Annotated in this window: 17 protein-coding genes; 9 read left to right on the plus strand and 8 right to left on the minus strand. The window is 71.5% G+C overall.

Annotated elements, in window-relative coordinates; all coding sequences use genetic code 11:
* Positions 1 to 10 precede the first annotated feature (10 nt).
* From Q8Q77_RS03210 to sdhC, 5 genes are all read right to left on the minus strand, one after another.
* Entirely contained in the window at positions 11 to 1,240 is a 1,230-nt protein-coding gene (locus tag Q8Q77_RS03210; protein WP_305581110.1) for an NAD(P)/FAD-dependent oxidoreductase, read from the minus strand.
* A gap of 80 nt (positions 1,241 to 1,320) precedes the next feature.
* Positions 1,321 to 2,103, minus strand: coding sequence for a succinate dehydrogenase iron-sulfur subunit (locus Q8Q77_RS03215; protein ID WP_305581112.1), 783 nt, complete (start codon positions 2,101 to 2,103; stop codon positions 1,321 to 1,323).
* 62 nt (positions 2,104 to 2,165) lie between these two features.
* On the minus strand, positions 2,166 to 3,953 hold the full coding sequence (gene sdhA, locus Q8Q77_RS03220) for a succinate dehydrogenase flavoprotein subunit (protein WP_305581113.1): 1,788 nt from the start codon (positions 3,951 to 3,953) through the stop codon (positions 2,166 to 2,168).
* 4 nt (positions 3,954 to 3,957) lie between these two features.
* Positions 3,958 to 4,350, minus strand: coding sequence for a succinate dehydrogenase, hydrophobic membrane anchor protein (sdhD, locus tag Q8Q77_RS03225; protein WP_305581115.1), 393 nt, complete (start codon positions 4,348 to 4,350; stop codon positions 3,958 to 3,960).
* Positions 4,350 to 4,748 carry a succinate dehydrogenase, cytochrome b556 subunit gene (sdhC, locus tag Q8Q77_RS03230; protein WP_305581118.1) on the minus strand — a complete coding sequence of 133 codons (399 nt, stop codon included), beginning with the start codon at positions 4,746 to 4,748 and terminating at the stop codon, positions 4,350 to 4,352. Before sdhC ends, sdhD begins: the two co-directional genes overlap by 1 nt.
* A gap of 182 nt (positions 4,749 to 4,930) precedes the next feature.
* Between sdhC and Q8Q77_RS03235 the strand changes: the two genes are divergently transcribed.
* The gene (locus Q8Q77_RS03235; RefSeq protein ID WP_305581120.1) at positions 4,931 to 5,812 is read left to right on the plus strand and encodes a LysR substrate-binding domain-containing protein; all 882 of its coding nucleotides are present in this window, start codon (positions 4,931 to 4,933) and stop codon (positions 5,810 to 5,812) included.
* A 136-nt stretch (positions 5,813 to 5,948) separates the two neighbouring features.
* On the opposite strand, the gene zapE is transcribed toward Q8Q77_RS03235, so the two are convergent.
* The gene (zapE, locus tag Q8Q77_RS03240) at positions 5,949 to 7,061 is read right to left on the minus strand and encodes a cell division protein ZapE (protein ID WP_305581122.1); all 1,113 of its coding nucleotides are present in this window, start codon (positions 7,059 to 7,061) and stop codon (positions 5,949 to 5,951) included.
* A gap of 106 nt (positions 7,062 to 7,167) precedes the next feature.
* On the opposite strand from zapE, the gene Q8Q77_RS03245 reads away from it, so the two are divergent.
* Positions 7,168 to 7,389 (plus strand): hypothetical protein, encoded by a 222-nt coding sequence (locus Q8Q77_RS03245; RefSeq protein ID WP_305581124.1) that lies wholly within the window; start codon positions 7,168 to 7,170, stop codon positions 7,387 to 7,389.
* Here the strand turns inward: Q8Q77_RS03245 and Q8Q77_RS03250 are convergent.
* Together Q8Q77_RS03250 and mnmH are read right to left on the minus strand one after the other, a co-directional pair.
* Positions 7,380 to 8,024: a hypothetical protein gene (locus Q8Q77_RS03250; protein ID WP_305581126.1), complete on the minus strand. Its 645-nt coding sequence runs from the start codon at positions 8,022 to 8,024 to the stop codon at positions 7,380 to 7,382. The two genes, Q8Q77_RS03245 and Q8Q77_RS03250, sit on opposite strands and share 10 nt — an antisense overlap.
* A gap of 29 nt (positions 8,025 to 8,053) precedes the next feature.
* Positions 8,054 to 9,166, minus strand: coding sequence for a tRNA 2-selenouridine(34) synthase MnmH (gene mnmH / locus Q8Q77_RS03255; RefSeq protein ID WP_305581128.1), 1,113 nt, complete (start codon positions 9,164 to 9,166; stop codon positions 8,054 to 8,056).
* 65 nt (positions 9,167 to 9,231) lie between these two features.
* On the opposite strand from mnmH, the gene selD reads away from it, so the two are divergent.
* The 7 genes from selD to addA are packed head-to-tail and all read left to right on the plus strand — an operon-like array spanning position 9,232 to position 19,937.
* Positions 9,232 to 10,278, plus strand: a complete 1,047-nt coding sequence (selD, locus tag Q8Q77_RS03260; RefSeq protein ID WP_305581130.1) for a selenide, water dikinase SelD — start codon at positions 9,232 to 9,234, stop codon at positions 10,276 to 10,278.
* A gap of 41 nt (positions 10,279 to 10,319) precedes the next feature.
* Entirely contained in the window at positions 10,320 to 11,195 is an 876-nt protein-coding gene (locus tag Q8Q77_RS03265) for a 1-acyl-sn-glycerol-3-phosphate acyltransferase (RefSeq protein WP_305581132.1), read from the plus strand.
* A complete protein-coding gene (gene tsaE, locus Q8Q77_RS03270; protein ID WP_305581134.1) occupies positions 11,192 to 11,677 on the plus strand; it encodes a tRNA (adenosine(37)-N6)-threonylcarbamoyltransferase complex ATPase subunit type 1 TsaE in 486 nt (161 codons plus the stop codon). Before Q8Q77_RS03265 ends, tsaE begins: the two co-directional genes overlap by 4 nt.
* On the plus strand, positions 11,655 to 12,755 hold the full coding sequence (gene amgK, locus Q8Q77_RS03275) for an N-acetylmuramate/N-acetylglucosamine kinase AmgK (protein ID WP_305581136.1): 1,101 nt from the start codon (positions 11,655 to 11,657) through the stop codon (positions 12,753 to 12,755). Before tsaE ends, amgK begins: the two co-directional genes overlap by 23 nt.
* Complete coding sequence (locus Q8Q77_RS03280; protein ID WP_305581138.1) at positions 12,752 to 13,462, plus strand: nucleotidyltransferase family protein; 711 nt, start codon at positions 12,752 to 12,754, stop codon at positions 13,460 to 13,462. The genes amgK and Q8Q77_RS03280 overlap by 4 nt, the downstream gene beginning before the upstream one ends.
* Positions 13,459 to 16,464, plus strand: coding sequence for a double-strand break repair protein AddB (gene addB / locus Q8Q77_RS03285; protein ID WP_305581140.1), 3,006 nt, complete (start codon positions 13,459 to 13,461; stop codon positions 16,462 to 16,464). Before Q8Q77_RS03280 ends, addB begins: the two co-directional genes overlap by 4 nt.
* A complete protein-coding gene (gene addA / locus Q8Q77_RS03290; protein ID WP_305581142.1) occupies positions 16,461 to 19,937 on the plus strand; it encodes a double-strand break repair helicase AddA in 3,477 nt (1,158 codons plus the stop codon). Before addB ends, addA begins: the two co-directional genes overlap by 4 nt.
* Positions 19,938 to 20,083 lie beyond the last annotated feature (146 nt).

The following is a 20,083-nucleotide window of genomic DNA, read 5'->3' on the forward strand; positions in this document are numbered from 1 at the left end:
TCGCCGCTTTTTATGCGGCGACCTCTTTCATGGAAACGGATGGGTCCGCAAGCTTGTCGAGATCGACCGGCTTGCGGTTTGCGATGAGCATCTTGCCCATCATGAACTCGGGCGGCGAGTTGATCGCCTCCACGGATTGCACCCGGTCGCCCCGCAGGTGGAAGACCGCGAACTTGGCGCTGGCGGGGTCGCCGCGCAGCAGGATGCGGTCCACGTCGAAGGCGTAGCCGGCGATCTGGAGCTTCAGGTCGTACTGGTCCGACCACTGCCACGGCACCTCGCCCGGCGGGGGCGCGCGGCCGACGATGGCGCTGGCGGCCTGCTTGGCCTGTTCCAGGGCGTTGGGCACGCTTTCCATGCGGAACATGCGGTCATAGATCGGCATCGGCCGGTGGGCGACGTCGCCGATGGCGAAGATCGCCTTGTCGGTGGTGCGCGCCTCCAGGTCGACGACGATGCCGCGGGCGGTGTCGAGGCCCGCCTCCTTGGCGATCTCGTCATTGGGCGCGGCGCCGACCCCGATCAGGGCCGCGTCGCAGGCGATGACCCGGCCATCGGCCAGCTTCACCCCGGTGACGTGGCCGTTCTCGCCTTCGAAACCCGCCACCGTGGCGTCCAGCTCGAAGGTCACCTCGTGGCGCTGGTGGTAGTCGAGGAAGAAGCTGGAGAGCTCGGCGCACGCGACGCGGGCCAGCAGGCGGGCCTCGCGCTCGATCACCACCACCTCGGCGCCCAGGGCGCGGCCGGACGCCGCCGCCTCCAGCCCGATATAGCCGCCGCCGATCACCGCCAGGCGCTTGCCCGGCCCGATGGTGGCCTTGAGGATCTCCGCGTCGGCGGCGGTGCGCAGCTCCAGCAGGCCCTGCAGATGCGCGCCCTCGACCGGCAGCTTGATGGCCCGCGCGCCGGTGGCGATGATCAGGAAGTCGTAGGTCACGACGTCGCCGGTGGAGAGGGTGACCCGCTTGGCTTCCCGCGCCAGCTCAGTCGCCCGCGTATTGGGGCGGAAGTCGATATTGTGCTCGGCGTAGAACTCCAGCGGCTTCAGCGCCAGGGAATCGGCGTCGGCCTCGCCCTTCAGCCAGGCCTTCGAAAGCGGCGGCCGCTGGTAGGGCGGGATGGGTTCCTCGCCCACCAGGGTGATGGGACCTTCATGGCCGTACTGGCGCAGCAGGGCCGCGGCTGTGCCGCCGGCATGGCCCGCTCCCAGGATCACCACATGCGCGTCCGATTGGCTCATACATGCCCCATGCAGAAAAGTGACGGTGGCGTCAACTTCCCAAACACCGTTCGGATCGCAGAGCCGCGTCTAGAGAAGCCTCAGACGACGCGGTCGACCAGCATCTTCTTGATCTCGCCGATGGCCTTGGCCGGGTTCAAACCCTTCGGGCAGACCTGGGCGCAGTTCATGATCGTGTGGCAGCGATAGAGCTTGAAGGGGTCCTCAAGGTCGTCCAGCCGGTCGCCGGTGGCCTCGTCGCGGCTGTCGACCAGCCAGCGGTAGGACTGCAGCAGGGTGGCCGGGCCCAGGTACTTCTCGCCATTCCACCAGTAGCTGGGGCACGAGGTGGTGCAGCAGGCGCAGAGGATGCACTCGTAGAGGCCGTCGATCTTGGCGCGGTCCTCCGGCGTCTGCAGCCACTCCTTCTGCGGCTCGGGCGTCTTGGTGTGCAGCCAGGGCTCGATGGAGGCGTACTGGGCGTAGAACATGGTCATGTCGGGGACCAGGTCCTTGATCACCGGCATGGAGGGCAGCGGGGCGATGGTGCAGGCCGAGCCCGCCTCCTCGTCATGGCCATGGGTGCAGGCCAGGGTGTTGCGGCCGCCGATGTTCATGGCGCAGGACCCGCAGACCCCCTCGCGGCACGAGCGGCGGAAGGCCAGGGTCGGGTCGACGGTGTTCTTGATGTGGATCAGGACGTCCAGGACCATCGGGCCGCAGGCGTCGACGTCCACGTCATAGGTGTCCCAGCGCGGGTTCTCGGTCCCCTCGGGATCGTAGCGGTAGACCTTGAAGGTCTTGACCTTGGTCGCCTCGGCGGGCGCCGGGTGATGGCGGCCACGCTTGACGCGGGAGTTCTCGGGAAGGCGAAGCTGGACCATCAGGCGCTGACCTTGAGCGGGGACGCGTGGATTGGGATGCGGGGGAAGGCCATCGTCGGCGCCTAGTAGACCCGCGCTTTCGGCGGGATGTAGGCGATGTCGTTGGTCATGGTGAAGCTGTGCACCGGCCGGTAGTCGATGGCGACCTTGCCCGTGGCGTCGTCGAACCAGGTGAGCGTGTGCTTCATCCAGGTCTCGTCGTTGCGGTCGGGGAAGTCCTCGTGGGCGTGGGCCCCGCGGCTCTCGGTGCGGTTATAGGCGCCGGCCACCGTGGTGATCGCCTGGCCGACCAGGTTGTCGAACTCCAGGGTCTCGACCAGGTCGGTGTTCCAGACCATGCCGCGGTCGGAGACCTTGAGGTCGGGCCGCTTGGCGTGGATGGCCTCCAGGCGCTTGACGCCCGAGGCCAGGCTGTCGGTGGTGCGGAACACCGCCGCGTCATCCTGCATGGCCTTCTGCATCTCCAGCCGCAGGGCGGCGGTGGAGGTGCTTCCCGACGCGTTGCGGAACTTGTCGAAGCGGGCCAGGTGGCCGTCGGTCATGGCCGGCTTCAGCTCGGGCTGGGTCGCCCCGGCCTTGATGGTGTCGGCGCAGCGCAGGGCCGCCGAGCGGCCGAACACCACGAGATCGATCAGCGAGTTGGAGCCCAGGCGGTTGGCGCCGTGAACCGAGACGCAGGCCGCCTCGCCCACCGCCATCAGGCCCGGAACCACCTTGTCGGGGTCGTCGCCCAGGCGGGTGACCACCTCGGAATAGAAGTTCGTGGGAATGCCGCCCATGTTGTAGTGCACGGTCGGCAGGACGGGGATCGGCTCCTTCGTCACGTCGACCCCGGCGAAGATCTTGGCGCTTTCCGAAATCCCGGGCAGGCGCTCGTGCAGGATCTTCGGGTCCAGGTGGTCGAGGTGCAGGAAGATGTGGTCCTTCTTCGGACCCACCCCGCGCCCTTCGCGGATCTCGATGGTCATGGCCCGGCTGACCATGTCGCGCGGCGCCAGGTCCTTCACGGTGGGCGCATAGCGCTCCATGAAGCGCTCGCCCTCGGAATTGGTGAGATAACCGCCCTCGCCCCGGGCGCCCTCGGTGATCAGGCAGCCGGCGCCGTAGATGCCGGTGGGGTGGAACTGGACGAACTCCATGTCCTGCAGGGGCAGGCCGGCGCGCAGGGCCATGCCGCCGCCGTCGCCGGTGCAGGTGTGGGCGCTGGTGGCCGAGAAATAGGCGCGGCCGTAGCCGCCGGTGGCCAGGATCACCTGCTGGGCCTGGAACCGGTGCAGGGTGCCGTCGTCCAGCTTCCAGGCGGTGACGCCCCGGCAGACGCCCTCGTCCATGATCAGGTCGAGGGCGAAGTACTCGATGAAGAACTCGGTGTCCTTGGACAGGGCCTGTCCGTACATGGTGTGGAGCATGGCGTGGCCGGTGCGGTCGGCCGCCGCGCAGGTGCGCTGGATCGGGGCCTCGCCGTAGTTGCGGGTCATGCCGCCGAAGGCGCGCTGATAGATCTTGCCGTCGGCGGTGCGCGAGAACGGCACCCCCCAGTGCTCCAGCTCGTAGACCGCGGCGGGGGCGTTGCGGCATAGGTATTCGATGGCGTCCTGGTCGCCCAGCCAGTCAGACCCCTTGACGGTGTCGTACATATGCCAGCGCCAGTCGTCCTCGCCCATGTTGCCGAGGCTGGCGGAGATGCCGCCCTGGGCCGCCACGGTGTGGCTGCGCGTCGGGAAGACCTTGGAGATGCAGGCCGTTTTCAGGCCGGCGGCGGCGCAGCCCAGCGCCGCGCGCAGGCCGGACCCGCCGGCGCCCACGACGACGACGTCGAACTTGTGGTCGATGAACTGATAGTTCGCCATGGGATCAGAGAGCGCCTCCCAGCGCGACCTTCAGGATGGAGAACACCGCCAGCGTACCGGCGAGCGCGCAGACGAAGAGGTTGAGCAGCAGCAGCCCCGTCTTGGTCAGGACCTTGGAGATATAGTCCTCGATGACCACCCGCATCCCGCCGTGCATGTGCAGGAAGCCGACGATCACCAGCAGGACCATCAGGGCCGGGTTGAGCGGCGAGGCGGTCAGCCAGGCGATCGCGCCGTAATAGTCGGTGGCCGACAGCCGCAGGACGGCGAAGATCGCCCAGAGGGTCAGCGGAACCAGGGCCACGGCGGTGACCCGCTCGGAGATCCACTCGCCGACGCCGTGCTTGGCCGCGCCGAGGCCGCGGGCGCGGCCGAGGGGGGTGCGATAGCTGCTCATCAAAGCGCTCCCGTCATGCCGGCGATGGCCCAGACGGCCAGGGTCGCGGCGATCGCGAAGGCGATGGCGGCCACCGCTCCCATGTTGGCGGTCTGCGGCCGGTAGCCGAAGCCCAGGTCCCAGATCAGGTGCTGCACGCCCTTGGCCAGGTGGAAGAAGGCCGACAGGGTCAGGCCGAAGAGGGCGAGCTTGCCCAGGAACGAGCCCATCACCGCCTGGAAGGCGCCATAGGCGTCCGGACCGGAGGCGAGGCACACGGCCCAGGCCGCGAGGATCAGGCCGCCGCCGTAGAGGGCGCATCCGCTCACCCGGTGGGCGATGGAGGTCGCCATGGTCACGTGCCATCGCCAGATGGTCACATGCGGCGAGAGCGGGCGGGCGCGAGGAGCGTCTGTCATGAGGCCGTTTTCCGAACAGGAAGAAGCGGCTCCGCTTTTAAGCCGCCTCCCCAGGCTGTCAACGAAGGCCCGGGAACAACGGCGTCCGCCGCGCTCCTTCCTTCGCCGAATCCGAAGTCTCAGCCTTTTTGTCTACGGCGCAATGCGTCTTTCCTGTAGGTTCCCTTCGCGGGAGACGAAGGATGCGGTTCGATCTGGTGGATCTGAAGCTGTTCTGCGAGGTGGTGGACGCGGGTTCCATCACCGCCGGGGCGGAACGCAGCGCGCTCGCCCTAGCCGCCGCCTCGACCCGCATCCGCAATATGGAGCAGACCCTGGGCGCGCCGCTGCTGTCTCGCTCCCGCCAGGGGGTCACCCCGACCCCGGCCGGCCTCACCCTGCTCAAGCACGCGCGCACCATCCTGGCCCAAGGGGCCTTGCTGCGGGAGGACCTGGGATCCTACGCCGGCGGCTTCTCCGGCGAGGTGCGGCTGCTGGCCAACACCAACGCGCTCACCGAATTCCTGCCCGAGGCGCTGAGCCGCTTCTTGGCCGACCATCCGCAGGTCAGCGTCAATCTCGAGGAGCGGCTGTCGGACGAGATCGTCGGGCTGATCGCCGAGGGGGTCGGCGACATCGGCATCGTGGCCGGGACGGTGGACGTGGGCCGGCTGGAGACCTTCCCCTTCCGCTCCGACCGCTTCGTGGTGGTGACCGGCGCCGACCACCCCCTGGCCCGCCGGCCCGCCGTGACCTTCGCCGACGTCCTGGACTGCGACATCGTCGGCCTCGACCGGGCGAGCTCCTTGCAGCGGTTCCTGGCCGGCAAGGCCGCCCGCGAGGGCCGCCCCCTGCGGCTGCGGGTGCAGCTTCGCAGCTTCGACGCGGTCTGCCGGCTGGTGGAATGCGGGGTCGGCGTCGGCATCGTGCCCCAGACCACCGCGGCGCGGGCGGCCAAGACCATGTCCCTGGGCGTGGTGGATCTGACCGACGACTGGGCCCTGCGCGAACTGACCATCTGCGTGCGCGCCATGGACGAGTTGCGCCCCTATGCCCGGGAGCTGGTGGGGAGTTTGCGGAGCTGACCTTTCCCTCCTCCTTGTGGGGAGGGCAGACCGCGTAGCGGTCGAGGGTGGGACTTTCTAAGGCCTCGCTGAGGCGGCCGGGCTTCCCCACCCGGGCGGCTTCGCCGCCGTCCCTCCCCACAAGGAGGAGGGATGATCATCTCTCGCTCAGCCAGTCGGCCGAGCGCATCTCCTGCAGGCGCGAGGCGGTGCGCTCGAACTCGAAGGCGCCGTCGCCCTGGCGATAGAGCGAGGCGGGGTCGGTTTCCGCCAGCACGATCAGCCGGGTGCGGGCCTCGTAGAGGGCGTCGATCAGGATCACGAACCGCCGCGCCTCCTCGCGCCGGTCGGCGGTGAGCCGCGGCACGTCCTGCAGGAACACGGTGTGGAAGCGCTCGGCGATGGCGATGTAGTCGTTGGGGCCGAGCGCCACCGAGCAGAGGCTGGCGAAGGAGGCGCGCACCAGCCCACCCTCGGCGTGAGGCAGGTGCACCTTGCGGCCCAGGACCTCCAGGGTCTCGCCGACCTCCTCCTCGACGCCGAGCATGTCGCGCCAGAGGGCCATGAAGCTGGCCTCGTTGTCGCGGTCGTTGGGTGAGAACCAGGTCCCCGCCGCCCGCAGGCGGTCGAGGCGGTAGTCGTGCGACCCGGCGACGGCCACCACCTCCAGGCGCTCCTTCAGCAGGGCGATGAAGGGCAGGAAGAGCTGTCGGTTGATGCCGTCCTTGTAGAGGTCGTCGGGCGCGCGGTTGGAGGTCGCCACCCAGGTCACGCCCCGGGCGGTCAGGGCCTCGAACAGCCGGCCCAGGATCATGGCGTCGGCGATGTCGGTGACCTGGAACTCGTCGAAGCACAGCAGGCGGGCCTGCGCGGCCACGACATCGGCGACGGGAGAGATGGGGTCATCCCCTTTAGCTTGGCCGAAACGGGCCTTGCGCGCGGCGGGGTCGCCCTTGCGCCAGGCGTTGATCAGGCGGTGGATCTCGCCCATGAAGACGTGGAAGTGCGTGCGGCGCTTCTTCTCCTCGGGCGCGGTCTCGAAGAAGAGGTCCATCAGCATGGACTTTCCCCGGCCGACCGGACCCCAGAGATAGACGCCGCGCTGGCTCTCCGGCTTCTTGAACAAGGCGCCCCAGCCGTTCGGCTGGGCCGCTTCCAGGTCGGCCTCCAGGCGCATCAGCGCCGCCAGCCCCGCAGCCTGGGCCGGGTCGGATCGCAGTTCGCCCCTGGCCAGTCGGGCGTCATAGGCGGCGGAAAGGGCGGACGGCATCGCCCCGGCCTAACCCGCCCGCGCGGCGGCCTCAAGGGGAACAGGTTTGGGGAACACCCCCGCACCTGGACGGTTGATATCCTTGAACCTCACACAGGAGCCCACCATGCCCCAGGATACTCGGAGCCAATCGCTCACGCCCAAGGCGGCTGATCAGGTGGACAGCGAGACCCGCGCCTTCGAGGCGGGGCCGGCCAGCGGCGACCTGTTCGAACTCGAGAACGAGCTGCTGGCCGAACGGCCGCGCAAGGGGCCCGAAGACCGCGGTCACGGTCCCAAGACCCGGGGCCGCAACAAGCAGATCGTCTCGGGCCGCCCCTACGGCTGAACCGCGCCCAGCTCCTTGCGCACGAAGCGATAGGTCTCGCGCTTCTCGCAGGCGCAGGCCCGCATCTTGCCGTCCGCCGTCCACCAGACCAGCAGCGGATAGGCGAAATTGACGCCGTTGGTCTTCATGAGCGGCGCCATGTCGTCGACGAACGTCCGGCCGGCCTCCACCACCGCGGTGCGGGCCATGTCGCCGTCGGCGGGCGCGATCCCCAGGGCCTTCCAGGCCTCGGCGGGAACGGATTCCCAGCGCTCCATCAGCGGCCAGGAGCGGTTGATCCACAGCTCGGCCACCGTGGCCCGCTCGGCCGGGGTGGATTTCGAGACGCCGTTATAATCGCGCCGGGCGATCTCGATGACCCGGGTGTCGACCTTGGCCGCGTGCAGGCCCGGGAACTCCTCCTGCTTGAACCGGATGCAGTCGGGGCAGGTGCGGAAGGAGACCATGTACAGCTTGGGGCCGGTATGGCCCGGCGACACCCAGCCGGCGCTCTCCAGCAGCTTGGTGATCTCGGCCTGGTTGCGGGTGATGGTCTTGGGCCGCCAGCGCAGGTCGTAGCGCCACCAGCCGTACAGGCCGCCCAGGATCACGGCGGCGACCAGGATCAGAATCGCCCACAGGCGAAGGCGCTTCATGCAAGGCTCCGACGCATCTGGCGGCGAGGTTAGGGCGTCCGTTCGGTCTCGACCAGGGCGGCGATCCGGTCGGCGGCGGCCGACTGGGCGGCGTCGTCGAGGGCGGCCAGCTCGATCAGGTCGAGGCGGGGCCGCGTGTCCTTGCGCGCAGAACGCTCATAGGCCGGATCGTAGTGCAGCTCGATCAGGGCCTGGGCCAGGTCGGCGAAGGCCCCGGCGTCGGCCATGGCCCGCCAGCCGGCCAGCCGCTTGGTGCTGGGATGGACCGGCAGCCGGGCGAAGGCCTCCTCCAGCCGCGCCCGGTCCTCGACGATGTCGCGATAGGCGGTGACCAGGTAGCGGGCCCGCTCCGGGACCGGGACGGCGATCTCGATCCGCGGCGCGCCCATCATGGCGCGCCACAGCATGGGCGGGGTCATGCGGTCGCCGATCTTGCTGGACTCGGCCTCGACCACGATGGGGCGCGCGAGGTCCAGCGCGTCCAGGGCGGCCAGCAGGCGGCTCTCGAACATCTTCTGGCTGGGCTGGGGTTGGCCGGCGATGGCGCCGAACAGCGAGCCGCGGTGGCCGGCCAGGCCCTCCAGGTCCAGGGTCTGGACGCCCCGCGCCGCCAGCCGGCCCAGGATCTCGGTCTTGGCCGAGCCGGTGTGGCCGTCCAGCAGGACCAGGCGCAGCGGGGTCTGGGCGTCGTAGAGCCGTTCCTGCACCGCCCGGCGGTAGGTGCGGTAGCCGCCCGCCAGCAGGGTGGTGCGCCAGCCGACCTGGGACAGGATCGTCGCCATGGCGGTGGACCTCTGCCCACCGCGCCAGCAATGGACCAGGGGTGCGAAGTCGCCCGTGCGGTCGGCGAGCGCGGTCTCCAGGTGCCGGGCGATGTTGCGCGCCACATGGGCCGCGCCGATCCGCCGGGCCAGGAACCGCGACTGCTGGACATATATCGTTCCAACTTCCGCGCGCTCGGCGTCGGTCAGCACCGGCAGGTTCACGGCGCCGGGGATGTGGTCCTCGGCGAACTCGCCCGGGCTGCGCACGTCGATGATCGCGTCGAACCGCGCCAGGCTGGCGGCGTCGACCTGCGAGGTGACGCCGATGGCCGCCGCGCCCTGGCCCCCCGACGCAACGGGCGTCTCATCCTGCGCCATCGCCTCTTTCCGCGCGCTGCTGTAACCCGTCCATCTCGCCTCTTGGCCGAAGGACCGCAAGCGCCATGACCGATCCCGTCCGCCTGACCTCGCTCGCCCACGGCGGCGGCTGCGGCTGCAAGCTGGCGCCGGGCGTGCTGAAGGACATCCTGTCGGGGATGCCGGCCACGGCGGCCTTTTCCGACCTGCTGGTGGGGACCGAGACCTCGGACGACGCCGCGGTCTGGCGGCTGAACGACAACCAGGCGCTGGTGGCGACCACCGACTTCTTCATGCCGGTGGTCGACGACCCCTACGACTTCGGCCGCATCGCGGCGACCAACGCCCTGTCCGACGTCTACGCCATGGGCGCCACGCCGATCTTCGCGCTGGCCATCGTCGGCATGCCGGTCGACAAGCTGGCCCCCGCGACGATCCGGGCGATCCTGGAGGGCGGGGCCTCGGTCTGCGCGGCGGCCGGGATCCCGGTGGCCGGCGGCCACTCCATCGACAGCGTCGAGCCGATCTATGGCCTGGTGGCGCTCGGCCTGGTCCATCCCGACAAGCTCCTGAAGAACGCCGGGGCGCGGGCCGGCGACACCCTGATCCTGACCAAGGGCCTGGGCGTCGGCATCCTGAGCGCGGCCTTCAAGCAGGAACGGCTGGACGCGGCCGGCTACGCCGCCCTGATCGCCTCGACCACCCAGCTCAACGCCGTGGGCGCCGAGCTCGCAGGGATGGCCGGGGTGAACGCGCTCACCGACGTCACCGGCTTCGGCCTGCTGGGCCATGCGCTGGAGATGTGCCGGGGCGCGGGGTTGGCCGCCGAGATCCTGGCCCAGGCGCCCGTCCTGCTGCCAGGCGTCGAGGACCTGGCCCGGGCCGGAGTGCGCACGGGCGCCTCGGGCCGCAACTGGACGAGCTATGTCGGCTCGGTCCGCGTGCCGGCCGACCTCTCCGACTGGCGGCGCGACATCCTCTGCGACCCCCAGACCAGCGGCGGCCTGCTGATCGCCGTCGACCCCGGCCAGGCCGAGGCGGTGCTCGATCTGGTCCGCGGCCGAGGGTTCGACCGCGCCGCCGTGGTCGGCAGGCTGGTCGAGGGCGTCGCGGAGGTCCGGGTGATCGCCTGAGCCGCTTGCGGGAGGCCGCGGGCGGGGGGCACAATCGCGCCATGACGGTCGCCGCATCCGCCGCCGCCCTGCAGGGCGCCCAGACGCCTCGCGCCCACGTGGTCGACGTGCTGATCGCCGAGCGCGCGCCTCGGCTGGCGGCGAGCGCGCTGTGGCCACTCGCGCGTCCCCTGCTCTACGCCCTGCTGGACTACGCCAAGGCCCGGCGGATGGCCGACGCCATCGCCCCCCTGCCCGGCCGCGCGGCGCTGGATCACGTCTCCGACCTGCTGCAGGTCGCCGTCAGCGTGCGCGGGCTCGACCATGTGCCCAAGGCCGGCCGGGCGATCCTGATCTGCAACCACCCCACCGGCATCGCTGACGGGATCGCGGTCTATGACGCCCTGAAGGGTGTGCGGCCCGACATCTGCTTCTACGCCAATTCCGACGCCCACCGGGTGGTCCCGGCCTTCGACGATGTGCTGATCCCGGTGGAGTGGGTCGAGGCCAAGCGCACCCGCGAGCGTACGCGCATCACCCTGCAGATGACCCGCGAAGCCATGGAGGCCGAGCGCGCCGTGGTGATCTTCCCGGCCGGCCGCCTGGCCCGGCGCGGCCCCGACGGCGGGCTTTCCGATCCCGAATGGATGACCAGCGCCCTTTCGCTGGCGCGCAAGTACGAGGCGCAGGTCGTGCCGATGAACCTGGCCGGACCCTCATCGACCCTGTTCCACCTGTTCAACCGCTTCAACGGCGAGCTGCGCGACATCACCCTGTTCCACGAACTGCTGAACAAGCGCGGACGGGCCTTCGACCTGGTCGTCGGCGCCGCCGTGGGGCCGCAGGCGATCGATCCCGACGCCACGGCGGCCACCCTGGCGCTGAAGGCCTATATCGAGCACGTCCTGCGCCCCAATCCGGATCGGGCCTTCGCATGATCGTCCTGCGCGCCGAGGGCGAGTTCCGCCTCGACGACGAGGCGGCCACCGCGCGGCTTGGCGCGGCGCTGGCCCGCGAACTGAAGACGGGCGAGGCCATCTGCCTGAGCGGACCGCTGGGAGCCGGCAAGTCGACCCTGGCCCGCGCCCTGGTCCGGGCGCTCACCACGCCGGGCGAGGAGGTGCCCAGCCCGACCTTCACCCTGGTGCAGTTCTACGAGGGCGAAGGACTCAAGGTCGCCCATTTCGACCTTTACCGGCTGACCAGCGCCGAAGAGGCCTATGAGATCGGCCTGGACGAGGCCCTGGACCACGGGGCCGCGGTGATCGAGTGGCCCGAGCGGCTGGAGGGCCACCTGCCCCCCGACCGACTCGATATAGAGATCGCGATCGACATCTCGCCGGACGGCGGAGAAGCGCGCCGCGCGCGGCTGATCCCCGCCGGCGCCTGGGAAGGACGTGGACTTGAGTTCGCAGCGTGAGGCCCAGAAGGCCGAGTTCCTGAGGCAGGCGGGCCTGGCCGGCGCCCAGCGGGTCGCGCTGGCCGGCGACGCCTCGACGCGCAGCTACGAACGCCTGCACCTGGCCGACGGGACCAGCCTGATCCTGATGGACCAGCCGCCAAACGCCGAGACCGCGCCCTGCCCGCCGGACGCCACGTCCGATGAGCGCCGCGCCGCCGGCTACAACGCCATGGCCCGCCTGGCCGCCGGCCGGGTCGACGCCTTCGTGGCCACCGCCGCCTGGCTGCGCGGTCACGGCCTCTCAGCGCCGGAGATCATCGTCCATGACGCCCCCCAGGGCCTGGCGGTGCTGGAGGACCTGGGCGACGACCTGTTCGCGCGGCTGATCGAAGCCGGCCAGGAGGAGGCGCCGCTCTATGACGACGCCATCGCCACCCTGGTCAGCCTGCACTCGGCCGCGCCCCCCGCCGTCCTGGAGGCCCCGGGCGGGATCGCCTGGCCGCTGCTGGACTATGACGAGGTGGCCCTGAAGACCGCCGGCGACCTGTTCCCTGAATGGCTACCGAAGCTCAAGCCGCAACTCGCCTTCGACGCCGGGACGCTCGACGAGTGGGAGGCGATCTGGGCGCCGATCCGGGCCCATGGGGCGGCGGGCGCCAGCGTCTTCTGCCATCGCGACTACCACGCCGAGAACCTGGTCTGGCTGCCGGCGCGCCTGGGCCCCGCCCGCGTCGGGCTGCTGGACTTCCAGGACGCCGTGCGCGCCCATCCGGCCTGGGACATGTCCATGCTGCTGCATGACGCCCGCCGCGACGTCTCGCCCGAGCGGGAGGCCGCCGCCCTCGCGCGCTATTTCGAGCTACGGACCCAGGTCGACCGCGACGCCTTCCTGGCCGACTATCATGCGCTGGGCGCGCTCAACATCGTGCGCATCCTGGGCATCTTCGCCCGGCTGGTCACCCGCGACGGCAAACCCCGTTACGCCGCCTTCATGCCGAGGCTCTGGACCTATCTGGACCGCTGCCTGGCCGATCCTTCCCTGGCCGCGCTCAAGGGCTGGATGGACGCCCACGTCCCGGTCGAGGCCCGCCGATGACCGGACCCAAGATCGCCATGATCCTGGCCGCCGGGCTCGGCACGCGGATGAAGCCTCTGACCGACAGCAAGCCCAAGGCCCTGGTCGAGGTGGGCGGCAAGGCGCTGATCGACCACGTGCTGGACCGCCTGGCCGAGGCCGGGGTCGAGACCGCCGTGGTCAATGTTCACCACTTCGCCGAACAGATGGAGACCCATCTGGCGGGACGCACGCGGCCTCACGTGGTGATCTCCGACGAGCGCGCCGCCCTGCTGGACTCCGGCGGGGGGATCAAGGCCGCGCGGGCGATCCTGGGCGACGAGGCCGTGTTCGTGGCCAATATCGACAGCCTGTGGATCGACGGGACCACGCCGCCGCTGGAACTGATGAAGGCCGCCTGGGACCCGGCGCGCATGGACATCCTCATGCTGCTGGTCCCCAAGGGCCAGGGGATCGGCTTCGAGGGGCCGCGCGGGTTCTTCCTGGACCCCGACGGACGGGTCACCCATTCCGCCGACGACGCCAACCCCGCCCCCTTCGCCAATATCGGCTTCCAGATCATGAAGCCCGGCCTGCTGGACGAGGAGCCCGACGGCGCCTTCTCCATCCTGCCGGTGTGGTGGCGGCTGCAGAAGACCGGCCGCATCTTCGGCGTCGCCATGGACGCCTTCTGGATGCACGTGGGCGACCCCGCCGCCCGAGACGACGCCGAGGCGCGGCTGACGTGAGCAGGCCCGGGCTCTTCGCAGGTCCCGCCCCCCGCTGGTTCACGATCCCCGCCTACCGCCCCTTCGTGCAGGACCTGGCCCAGGGCCTGTTCGACACCCTGAGCCCGCTGGGTCCCGAGGCCCTGTCCCAGGCCGTGGTCCTGACCCCCACCCGGCGCGGGGCCCGCGCCCTGGCCGACGCCTTCATCGCCGCCGGCGGCGGCCGCGCGGTGCTGCCGCCACAAATCCGGCCCCTGGGCGACCTGGACGAGGGCGAGCCGCCCTTCGAGCCCGGCGACCTGGCGGTGGACCTGCCCGCCGCCATCGGGCCCCTCCAGCGCCGCTTCGAACTGGCCCGGCTGGTCAAGGCCCATGAGGGCAAGCTCAATCGCGTGCTCGACGCCGGCGCCGCCCTGGAGCTCGCCGACGCCTTGGGCGGGTTCCTCGACAGCCTGCAGATCGAGGAGGTCGACGGCGAGGGCCTGGGCGACCTGGTGGTCGGCGAACTGGCCGAGCACTGGAAGATCAGCCGCGACTTCCTGCGCACCGCACTCGACGACTGGCCCAGGCGGCTGGACGCCATGGGCCTGGTGGACGTCACCCGCCGGCGGGTCGCCCTCCTGCGCAAGCTGGCCGACGCCTGGACGTTCAACCCGCCGCAGGGGGTGCTGATCGCCGCGGGCTCCACGGGCACCGCGCCGGCCACCGCTGACCTGTTGCGAGTCATCGCCGAGGCGCCTCAGGGCGCGGTGGTGCTGCCGGGCTTGGACCGCAGCCTGGCGCAGGAGGCCTGGGTCGAGGTCGAGGAACAGCATCCGCAGGGCGCCATGAAGCGCCTGCTGGCGCGGTCCGGCGTGACGCGGGCGGACGTGCGCGAGTGGCCGGCCTCCTCGACCTTCCAGTCCCGGGGCCGGTGGCGCCTGCGGGTCATCAACGAGGCCCTGCGCCCCCCCGAGCGCACCGCCGACTGGCTGAACGTGATCGAGACCCTGCGCGGCGAGGCGGAGGCCGAAGGGATCGATCCGGTCGTCGAGGGGCTGAAGGGCCTCTCCGTCATCACCGCCCGCGCCGAGGACGAGGCCGCCACGGTGGCGGCCCTGCTGCTGCGCGAGGCCCTGGAGACGCCGGGCATGACGGCGGCCCTGGTGGCCCCGGACCAGACCCTGGCCCGCCGGGTCGCCGCCAAGCTGGTCCGCTGGGGCGTGGCCGCCGACTCCTCGGCCGGCTGGGCGCTGTCGGGCTGCGCCTGCGGGGTGCTGGCGGGCCTGGTCGCAAAGGCCATGGTCGACCCGCTCGACCCCGTCGCCCTGCTGGCGATCCTCAAGCATCCCCTGGTCGCGCTGAACCTGGACGCCGGGACCCTGGAGCGCCAGCGGACGGCCCTGGAGCTCTGCGTCCTGCGCGGGCCGCGCAAGACCAGCTGGGACGGGCTGGACGCCCAGCTCGAGCGGCGGCGGGCGGACCCAAGGTTCCAGGACGTGGACGACGCCGCGGCCTTGGCGCGGCGGCTGCGCGACCTGTTCCCCGAACCTACCGACGAGGCCCGGCCGCCGTCGGCGATGGCGCAGCGCCTGGCCGAAACCATGGAGGCCCTGGCGCAGGGCGAGGGCCAGCTCTGGGCCGGCCATGGCGGGGAGGCCCTGGCCCGCCTGCTGTCGGGCCTGATCCGTGAGTCCGATAGCCTGCCGCCCACGCGGCCCCGCGAGTTCGCCGACCTGCTGACCCGGCTGATGGCCGGCGAAAGCGTGCGCACCGGCGGGGCCACCCATCCGCGCCTGCGCATCCTGGGCGCCATCGAGGCCCGCCTGACCCGCGCCGACCGGCTGATCGTGGCCGGGCTGGAGGAAGGCGTGTGGCCGCAAGGGGCGCCGCTGGACCCCTTCCTGTCGCGGCCCATGCGCAAGCAGCTGGGCCTGCCGCCGCCGGAGCGCCGGGTGGGCCTGGCCGCCCATGACTTCGCCCAGGCCGCCTGCGCGCCCGAGGTGATCCTGCTGCATTCCGAGCGCCGCGAGGGCGCCCCGGCGGTCAAGTCGCGCTGGCTCTGGCGGCTGGAGACCCTGGCGCGGGGGGCGCAGGTCGACCTGCCCGGACGGCCCGACGTCCTGGCCTGGGCGCGCGCGCTGGACGCCGCCGGCGGCTATGAGCCGGCCCGGCGTCCGGCTCCCGATCCGCCCCTGGCCGACCGCCCCCGGCGGATGGCGGTGACACGCATCGAGGCGCTGACGCGGGACCCCTACGCCGTCTGGGCGCGCGACATCCTGCGGCTCTACCCGCTGGACCGTCCCGACGAGGCGGTGGAGGCCCGCGCCCGTGGCACGGCGATCCACGCGGCGTTCGAGCGGTTCGCCACCGACCATCCCGCCCAGCTTCCGGACGACGCCGCGGCGATCTTCGAGGCCCTCTACCTGGCCGAGCTGGAGGCCGCGGGCATGCCCCACGAGGCCCTGGCCCGCGAGGCGGCGCTGGCCCGCGAGGCCGCCGCCTGGGTCGCCGACCTGGAGCAGCGCCGCCGCGCCGACGGCCGCACCTTGCATGTGGAGCAGAGCGGCGAACTGACCCTGCCGCTGGAGGGCGGCGCCTTCACCGTCACCGCCAAGGCCGACCGCATCGAGATCGATCCCCAGGGGTTCGGCCACATCCTCGACTACAAGACCGGCGCGGCGCCCTCCAAGAAGATGGTCGAGACCGGCTTCTCGCCGCAGCTCACCCTGACGGCGGCCATCCTGCAGGCCGGTGGCTTCAAGGGCCTGGGCCACCCGGAGCCCGGCGAACTGACCTATCTGGAGATCACCGGCCGCAAGCCCGCCGGCCGCGAGGTGGTGCGGGCCGCGCCGGGCGACGAGAGCGCGCTGGCCGCCGCCAACGCCTATGAGGGCCTGAGCGAGCTCATCGGCCAGTTCGATCGCGGGCGGCCCTACACCTCGCGGATCGCCCCGCAGTTCGTGAAGCTGCACATGAGCGACTACGACCACCTGGCGCGGGTGTTCGAATGGTCGACCAGCGGCGGGGAGGAGGGCGAATGAACCTGACCCTCGTTCCCGACCCGCCCAAAGATCCCCAGAGACTGGCCGCCGATCCGGGCCTCTCGGCCTTCGTCACCGCCAACGCCGGCTCGGGCAAGACCAAGACCCTGATCGACCGGGTGGCCCGCCTGCTGCTGGCGGGCGCCGAGCCCGAGACCATCCTCTGCGTCACCTACACCAAGGCCGCCGCCGCCGAGATGCAGCGGCGGCTGTACGACCTGCTGGGCGGCTGGTCGGTGAGCAACGACGCGGCTCTGGGACGGGCCCTGGCCGACCTGGAGGCGCGCAGCCCGCAGGACTATGACCGCGACAGCCTCTCGCGGGCCCGGGCGCTGTTCGCCCGCGCCCTGGAGACCCCCGGCGGGCTGAAGATCCAGACCATCCACGCCTTCTGCGAGAAGCTGCTGCGCCGCTTCCCCCTGGAGGCCGGGGTCTCGCCGGGCTTCAAGGTGATGGACGACACGGCCTCGGCCGCCATCGCCGGGGCGGCGCGCAAGGCCGTCGCCCGTCACGCCCTGCGCGGCGAGGGCCTGGTCGCCCAGGCCTATGCCCGGTTCTCCGTGGCGCTGGACTTCGGCGCCTTCCAGGCGATGTTCGCCGCCTTCGAGAGCGCCCGGGGCCGGCTGGGCGCCTATCTGGCGCGCGAGGGCGGACTGCCGGGCGCGGTCGCCGATGTCTGGCGGGTCTGCGGCTTCGACGAGGAGGTCGATCCCGCCGATCTGGAGGCGGAGGCCATGGACGGCATGGACGGCCGCGCCTGGCTGGCCTGCGCCGAGGTGCTCTCCCAGGGCGGCAAGGCCGACCAGAAGAACGCGGACAACCTGCGCAAGGTCGCCAACGACCCCGCCACCGGCTTCGAGGACTGCTGGGCGGCGCTGTTCACCAAGGGCGAGGGCACGCCCGCGACCTGGGTCGCCAAGACCAGCGGCCTGAAGGCCCGCGAGGACCTGCGCGGCTTCCTGCTGCTGGAACAGGAGCGGCTGGCCGAGTTGCGGGAGCGCCTGAACGCCGCCCAGGTGGCGCTCGACACCAAGGCCGCCCTGATCCTGGCTCACGCCTATCTGGAGGCCTATCGCCTGGAGAAGTCCTTCTCCGGCGCGCTCGACTTCTCCGACCTGATCGAGAAGACCCGCGACCTTGTCGCCTCGGCGCCGATGGCGGCCTGGGTGCTCTACAAGCTGGACGGCGGCATCGACCACATCCTGGTGGACGAGGCCCAGGACACCGCCCCCGAGCAATGGGAGATCGTGCGGGCCCTGACCGAGGAATTCTTCTCGGGCGACGGGGTGACGGCCGATCGCCGCCGCAACATGTTCGTGGTCGGCGACGAGAAGCAGTCGATCTACTCGTTCCAGGGCGCGCGGCCTGAGCTGCTGATTCAGGAGTTCGAGTTCCACCGCGACCGCGCCACCGGGGCGGGCTACCGGTTCGAGCGGGTGGACCTGCTGACCTCCTGGCGCTCGACGCCGGAGGTGCTGGGCTTCGTCGACGCGGCGTTCGCGCCGGCCGAGCTCTCGCAGGCGATCCTGCCGCGCCTGGAGGCCGAGCTGATCCGCCACGAGGCGGTGCGCCGCGCCCATGCCGGCTGCGTCGACCTCTGGCCCCTGGAGCGCGAGGTCCCCAGCGACGACCGCCTGGCCTGGGACGCGCCCCTCGACCAGGAAGGCGAAGGCAGCGCCAACAAGCGGCTGGCCGGCAAGATCGCCGCCGAGATCGCCGCCCTGCTGGCCCGGGGCGACCGGGTCTGGGACAAGGACGCCAAGGCCTGGCGCGCCGCCACGCCCGGCGACGTGCTGATCCTGGTGCGGCGGCGCAAGGCCTTGTTCGAGGAGATCCTGCGGGCGCTGAAGCACCGCAAGATCCCGGTGGCCGGCGCCGACCGGCTGGCGCTGAGCGAGCACATCGTCTTCGACGACCTGCTGGCGGTGGCGCGCTTCGTCCAGTTCCCGGCCGACGAGCTAACCCTGGCGGCGCTGCTGAAGAGCCCGTTCTGCAATCTCGACGACGACAGCCTCTACGCCCTGGCCAGGGGGCGGGCCGGCGGGCTGTGGGAGACCCTGGCGGCGCGGGCGGACGAACGGCCGGCCTGGGCCGAGGCCCACGCCCTGCTGGCCGACCTGCGGGTCCAGGGCGCGGCGCGCCGGCCCTTCGAGTTCTACGCCCGCCTGCTGGGCGCCCATGGACCCGACGGCCGCTCCATGCGCCAGCGGCTGCTGCGGCGGCTGGGCGGCGAGGCCGAGGACGCGCTGGACGAGTTCCTGGCCCAGGTCCTGGCGGCCGAGAGCCGCGGGGTCGACGACCTGGAGAGCCTGGCCGCGGCCTTCGCCGGCCTCGACATCGTGGTGAAGCGCGAGATGGAGGCCGGCCGCGACGAGGTGCGGGTGATGACCGCCCACGGCGCCAAGGGTCTGGAGGCGCCCATCGTCTTCCTGCCGGAGACCACGCTGACTCGCGGGGCGCGCGGCTCGCCGCTGATGCCCACGCGGGAGAGCGGCTTCCTGTGGAGCCCGTCCAAGGCCTCCGATTGCAAGGCCTCCGCCGAGGCCCGCGACTGGCGGGCCGGCAAGGAGGAGGACGAGGCCTACCGCCTGCTCTACGTGGCCCTCACCCGCGCCCGCGACCGGCTGGTGCTCTGCGGCCGGGTGGCGGCCAACGCCAAGGAGGAGAACCTCAAGGGCTGGTGGGGCGCGCTCACCGCGGCCTTCGAACATGCCGAGGTCTCGCCCCGCAAACGCTACGTGACCAGCGGCGGCATGGAGATCATGCGGTTCGGGGAAGACCCCACGCCCATGGGCGCCGCGCCCGCCAGCCCGCCGACGACCTATCCGACGCCCGCCTGGACCGCCGAGCCGGCCCGAGCCGAGGCCTATGCCCGCTACGCCTCGCCCTCGCAGCTCGGCGAGGACGTGGCCGCGCCCGCCGCCTCGCCGCTGGCCGCGCAGGGGGGCCTGGGTCGGTTCCGGCGCGGGGACCTGATCCACCGGCTGCTGCAGATCCTGCCCGACCTGGCGGCCGCCGAGCGGCCGGACGCCGCCCTGCGCATCCTCGCCCGCGAGCGCGACCTGGACGACGGCCAGCGCGCGGAGATGATCGCCGCGGCCCTGGCCGTGCTGGACGACGCACGCTTCGCCGAGGTGTTCGGCCCCGGCAGCCGCGCCGAGGTCTCGCTGGCGGGTCCGGCAAGCGCTCTGCCCACCGGCCTCAACATCTCCGGCCGGGTCGACCGGCTGGTGGTGCTGGACGACCGGGTGCTGGTGGTCGACTTCAAGACCAACCGGCCCTCGCCGGACCGCATCGAGGACGCCGACCCGGCCTATCTGACCCAGATGGCGGTCTATGCCGCCGTGCTCTCCGACATATTCCCCGGACGGGCCATCGAGGCCGCCCTGGTCTGGACCGACGGTCCGAAACTGATGGCGGTTCCAGAAAACGTGTTGGCCTTGTCCCTTGCCGAGCTGGGCCGTGCAGGTTGATACCGGGTCATGGGCCGCCTACATCGGCGGATCGGACGAGCGCGTTCCGCAAAAGTGGAAACCGGTTTTGCGATAAGAACGCGCTCGCATTTTACATTTGCCGTTCACGCGAACGGCGGGCCGCGGCTGTGCGTTCCCAAAGCCGC

Source organism: Phenylobacterium sp. (assembly GCF_030698145.1).
In the GTDB taxonomy this organism is placed as follows: Bacteria; Pseudomonadota; Alphaproteobacteria; order Caulobacterales; family Caulobacteraceae; genus Phenylobacterium.

Coding starts and splice junctions, on each gene's coding strand:
- Q8Q77_RS03245 (WP_305581124.1), top strand. CDS start 7,168: ATGCCCCAGGATACTCGGAGCCAATCGCTCACGCCCAAGGCGGCTGAT.
- sdhA (WP_305581113.1), bottom strand. CDS start 3,953: ATGGCGAACTATCAGTTCATCGACCACAAGTTCGACGTCGTCGTCGTG.
- tsaE (WP_305581134.1), top strand. CDS start 11,192: ATGATCGTCCTGCGCGCCGAGGGCGAGTTCCGCCTCGACGACGAGGCG.
- zapE (WP_305581122.1), bottom strand. CDS start 7,061: ATGCCGTCCGCCCTTTCCGCCGCCTATGACGCCCGACTGGCCAGGGGC.
- Q8Q77_RS03235 (WP_305581120.1), top strand. CDS start 4,931: ATGCGGTTCGATCTGGTGGATCTGAAGCTGTTCTGCGAGGTGGTGGAC.
- Q8Q77_RS03250 (WP_305581126.1), bottom strand. CDS start 8,024: ATGAAGCGCCTTCGCCTGTGGGCGATTCTGATCCTGGTCGCCGCCGTG.
- selD (WP_305581130.1), top strand. CDS start 9,232: ATGACCGATCCCGTCCGCCTGACCTCGCTCGCCCACGGCGGCGGCTGC.
- Q8Q77_RS03265 (WP_305581132.1), top strand. CDS start 10,320: ATGACGGTCGCCGCATCCGCCGCCGCCCTGCAGGGCGCCCAGACGCCT.
- addA (WP_305581142.1), top strand. CDS start 16,461: ATGAACCTGACCCTCGTTCCCGACCCGCCCAAAGATCCCCAGAGACTG.
- Q8Q77_RS03215 (WP_305581112.1), bottom strand. CDS start 2,103: ATGGTCCAGCTTCGCCTTCCCGAGAACTCCCGCGTCAAGCGTGGCCGC.
- sdhC (WP_305581118.1), bottom strand. CDS start 4,748: ATGACAGACGCTCCTCGCGCCCGCCCGCTCTCGCCGCATGTGACCATC.
- mnmH (WP_305581128.1), bottom strand. CDS start 9,166: ATGGCGCAGGATGAGACGCCCGTTGCGTCGGGGGGCCAGGGCGCGGCG.
- sdhD (WP_305581115.1), bottom strand. CDS start 4,350: ATGAGCAGCTATCGCACCCCCCTCGGCCGCGCCCGCGGCCTCGGCGCG.
- Q8Q77_RS03210 (WP_305581110.1), bottom strand. CDS start 1,240: ATGAGCCAATCGGACGCGCATGTGGTGATCCTGGGAGCGGGCCATGCC.
- Q8Q77_RS03280 (WP_305581138.1), top strand. CDS start 12,752: ATGACCGGACCCAAGATCGCCATGATCCTGGCCGCCGGGCTCGGCACG.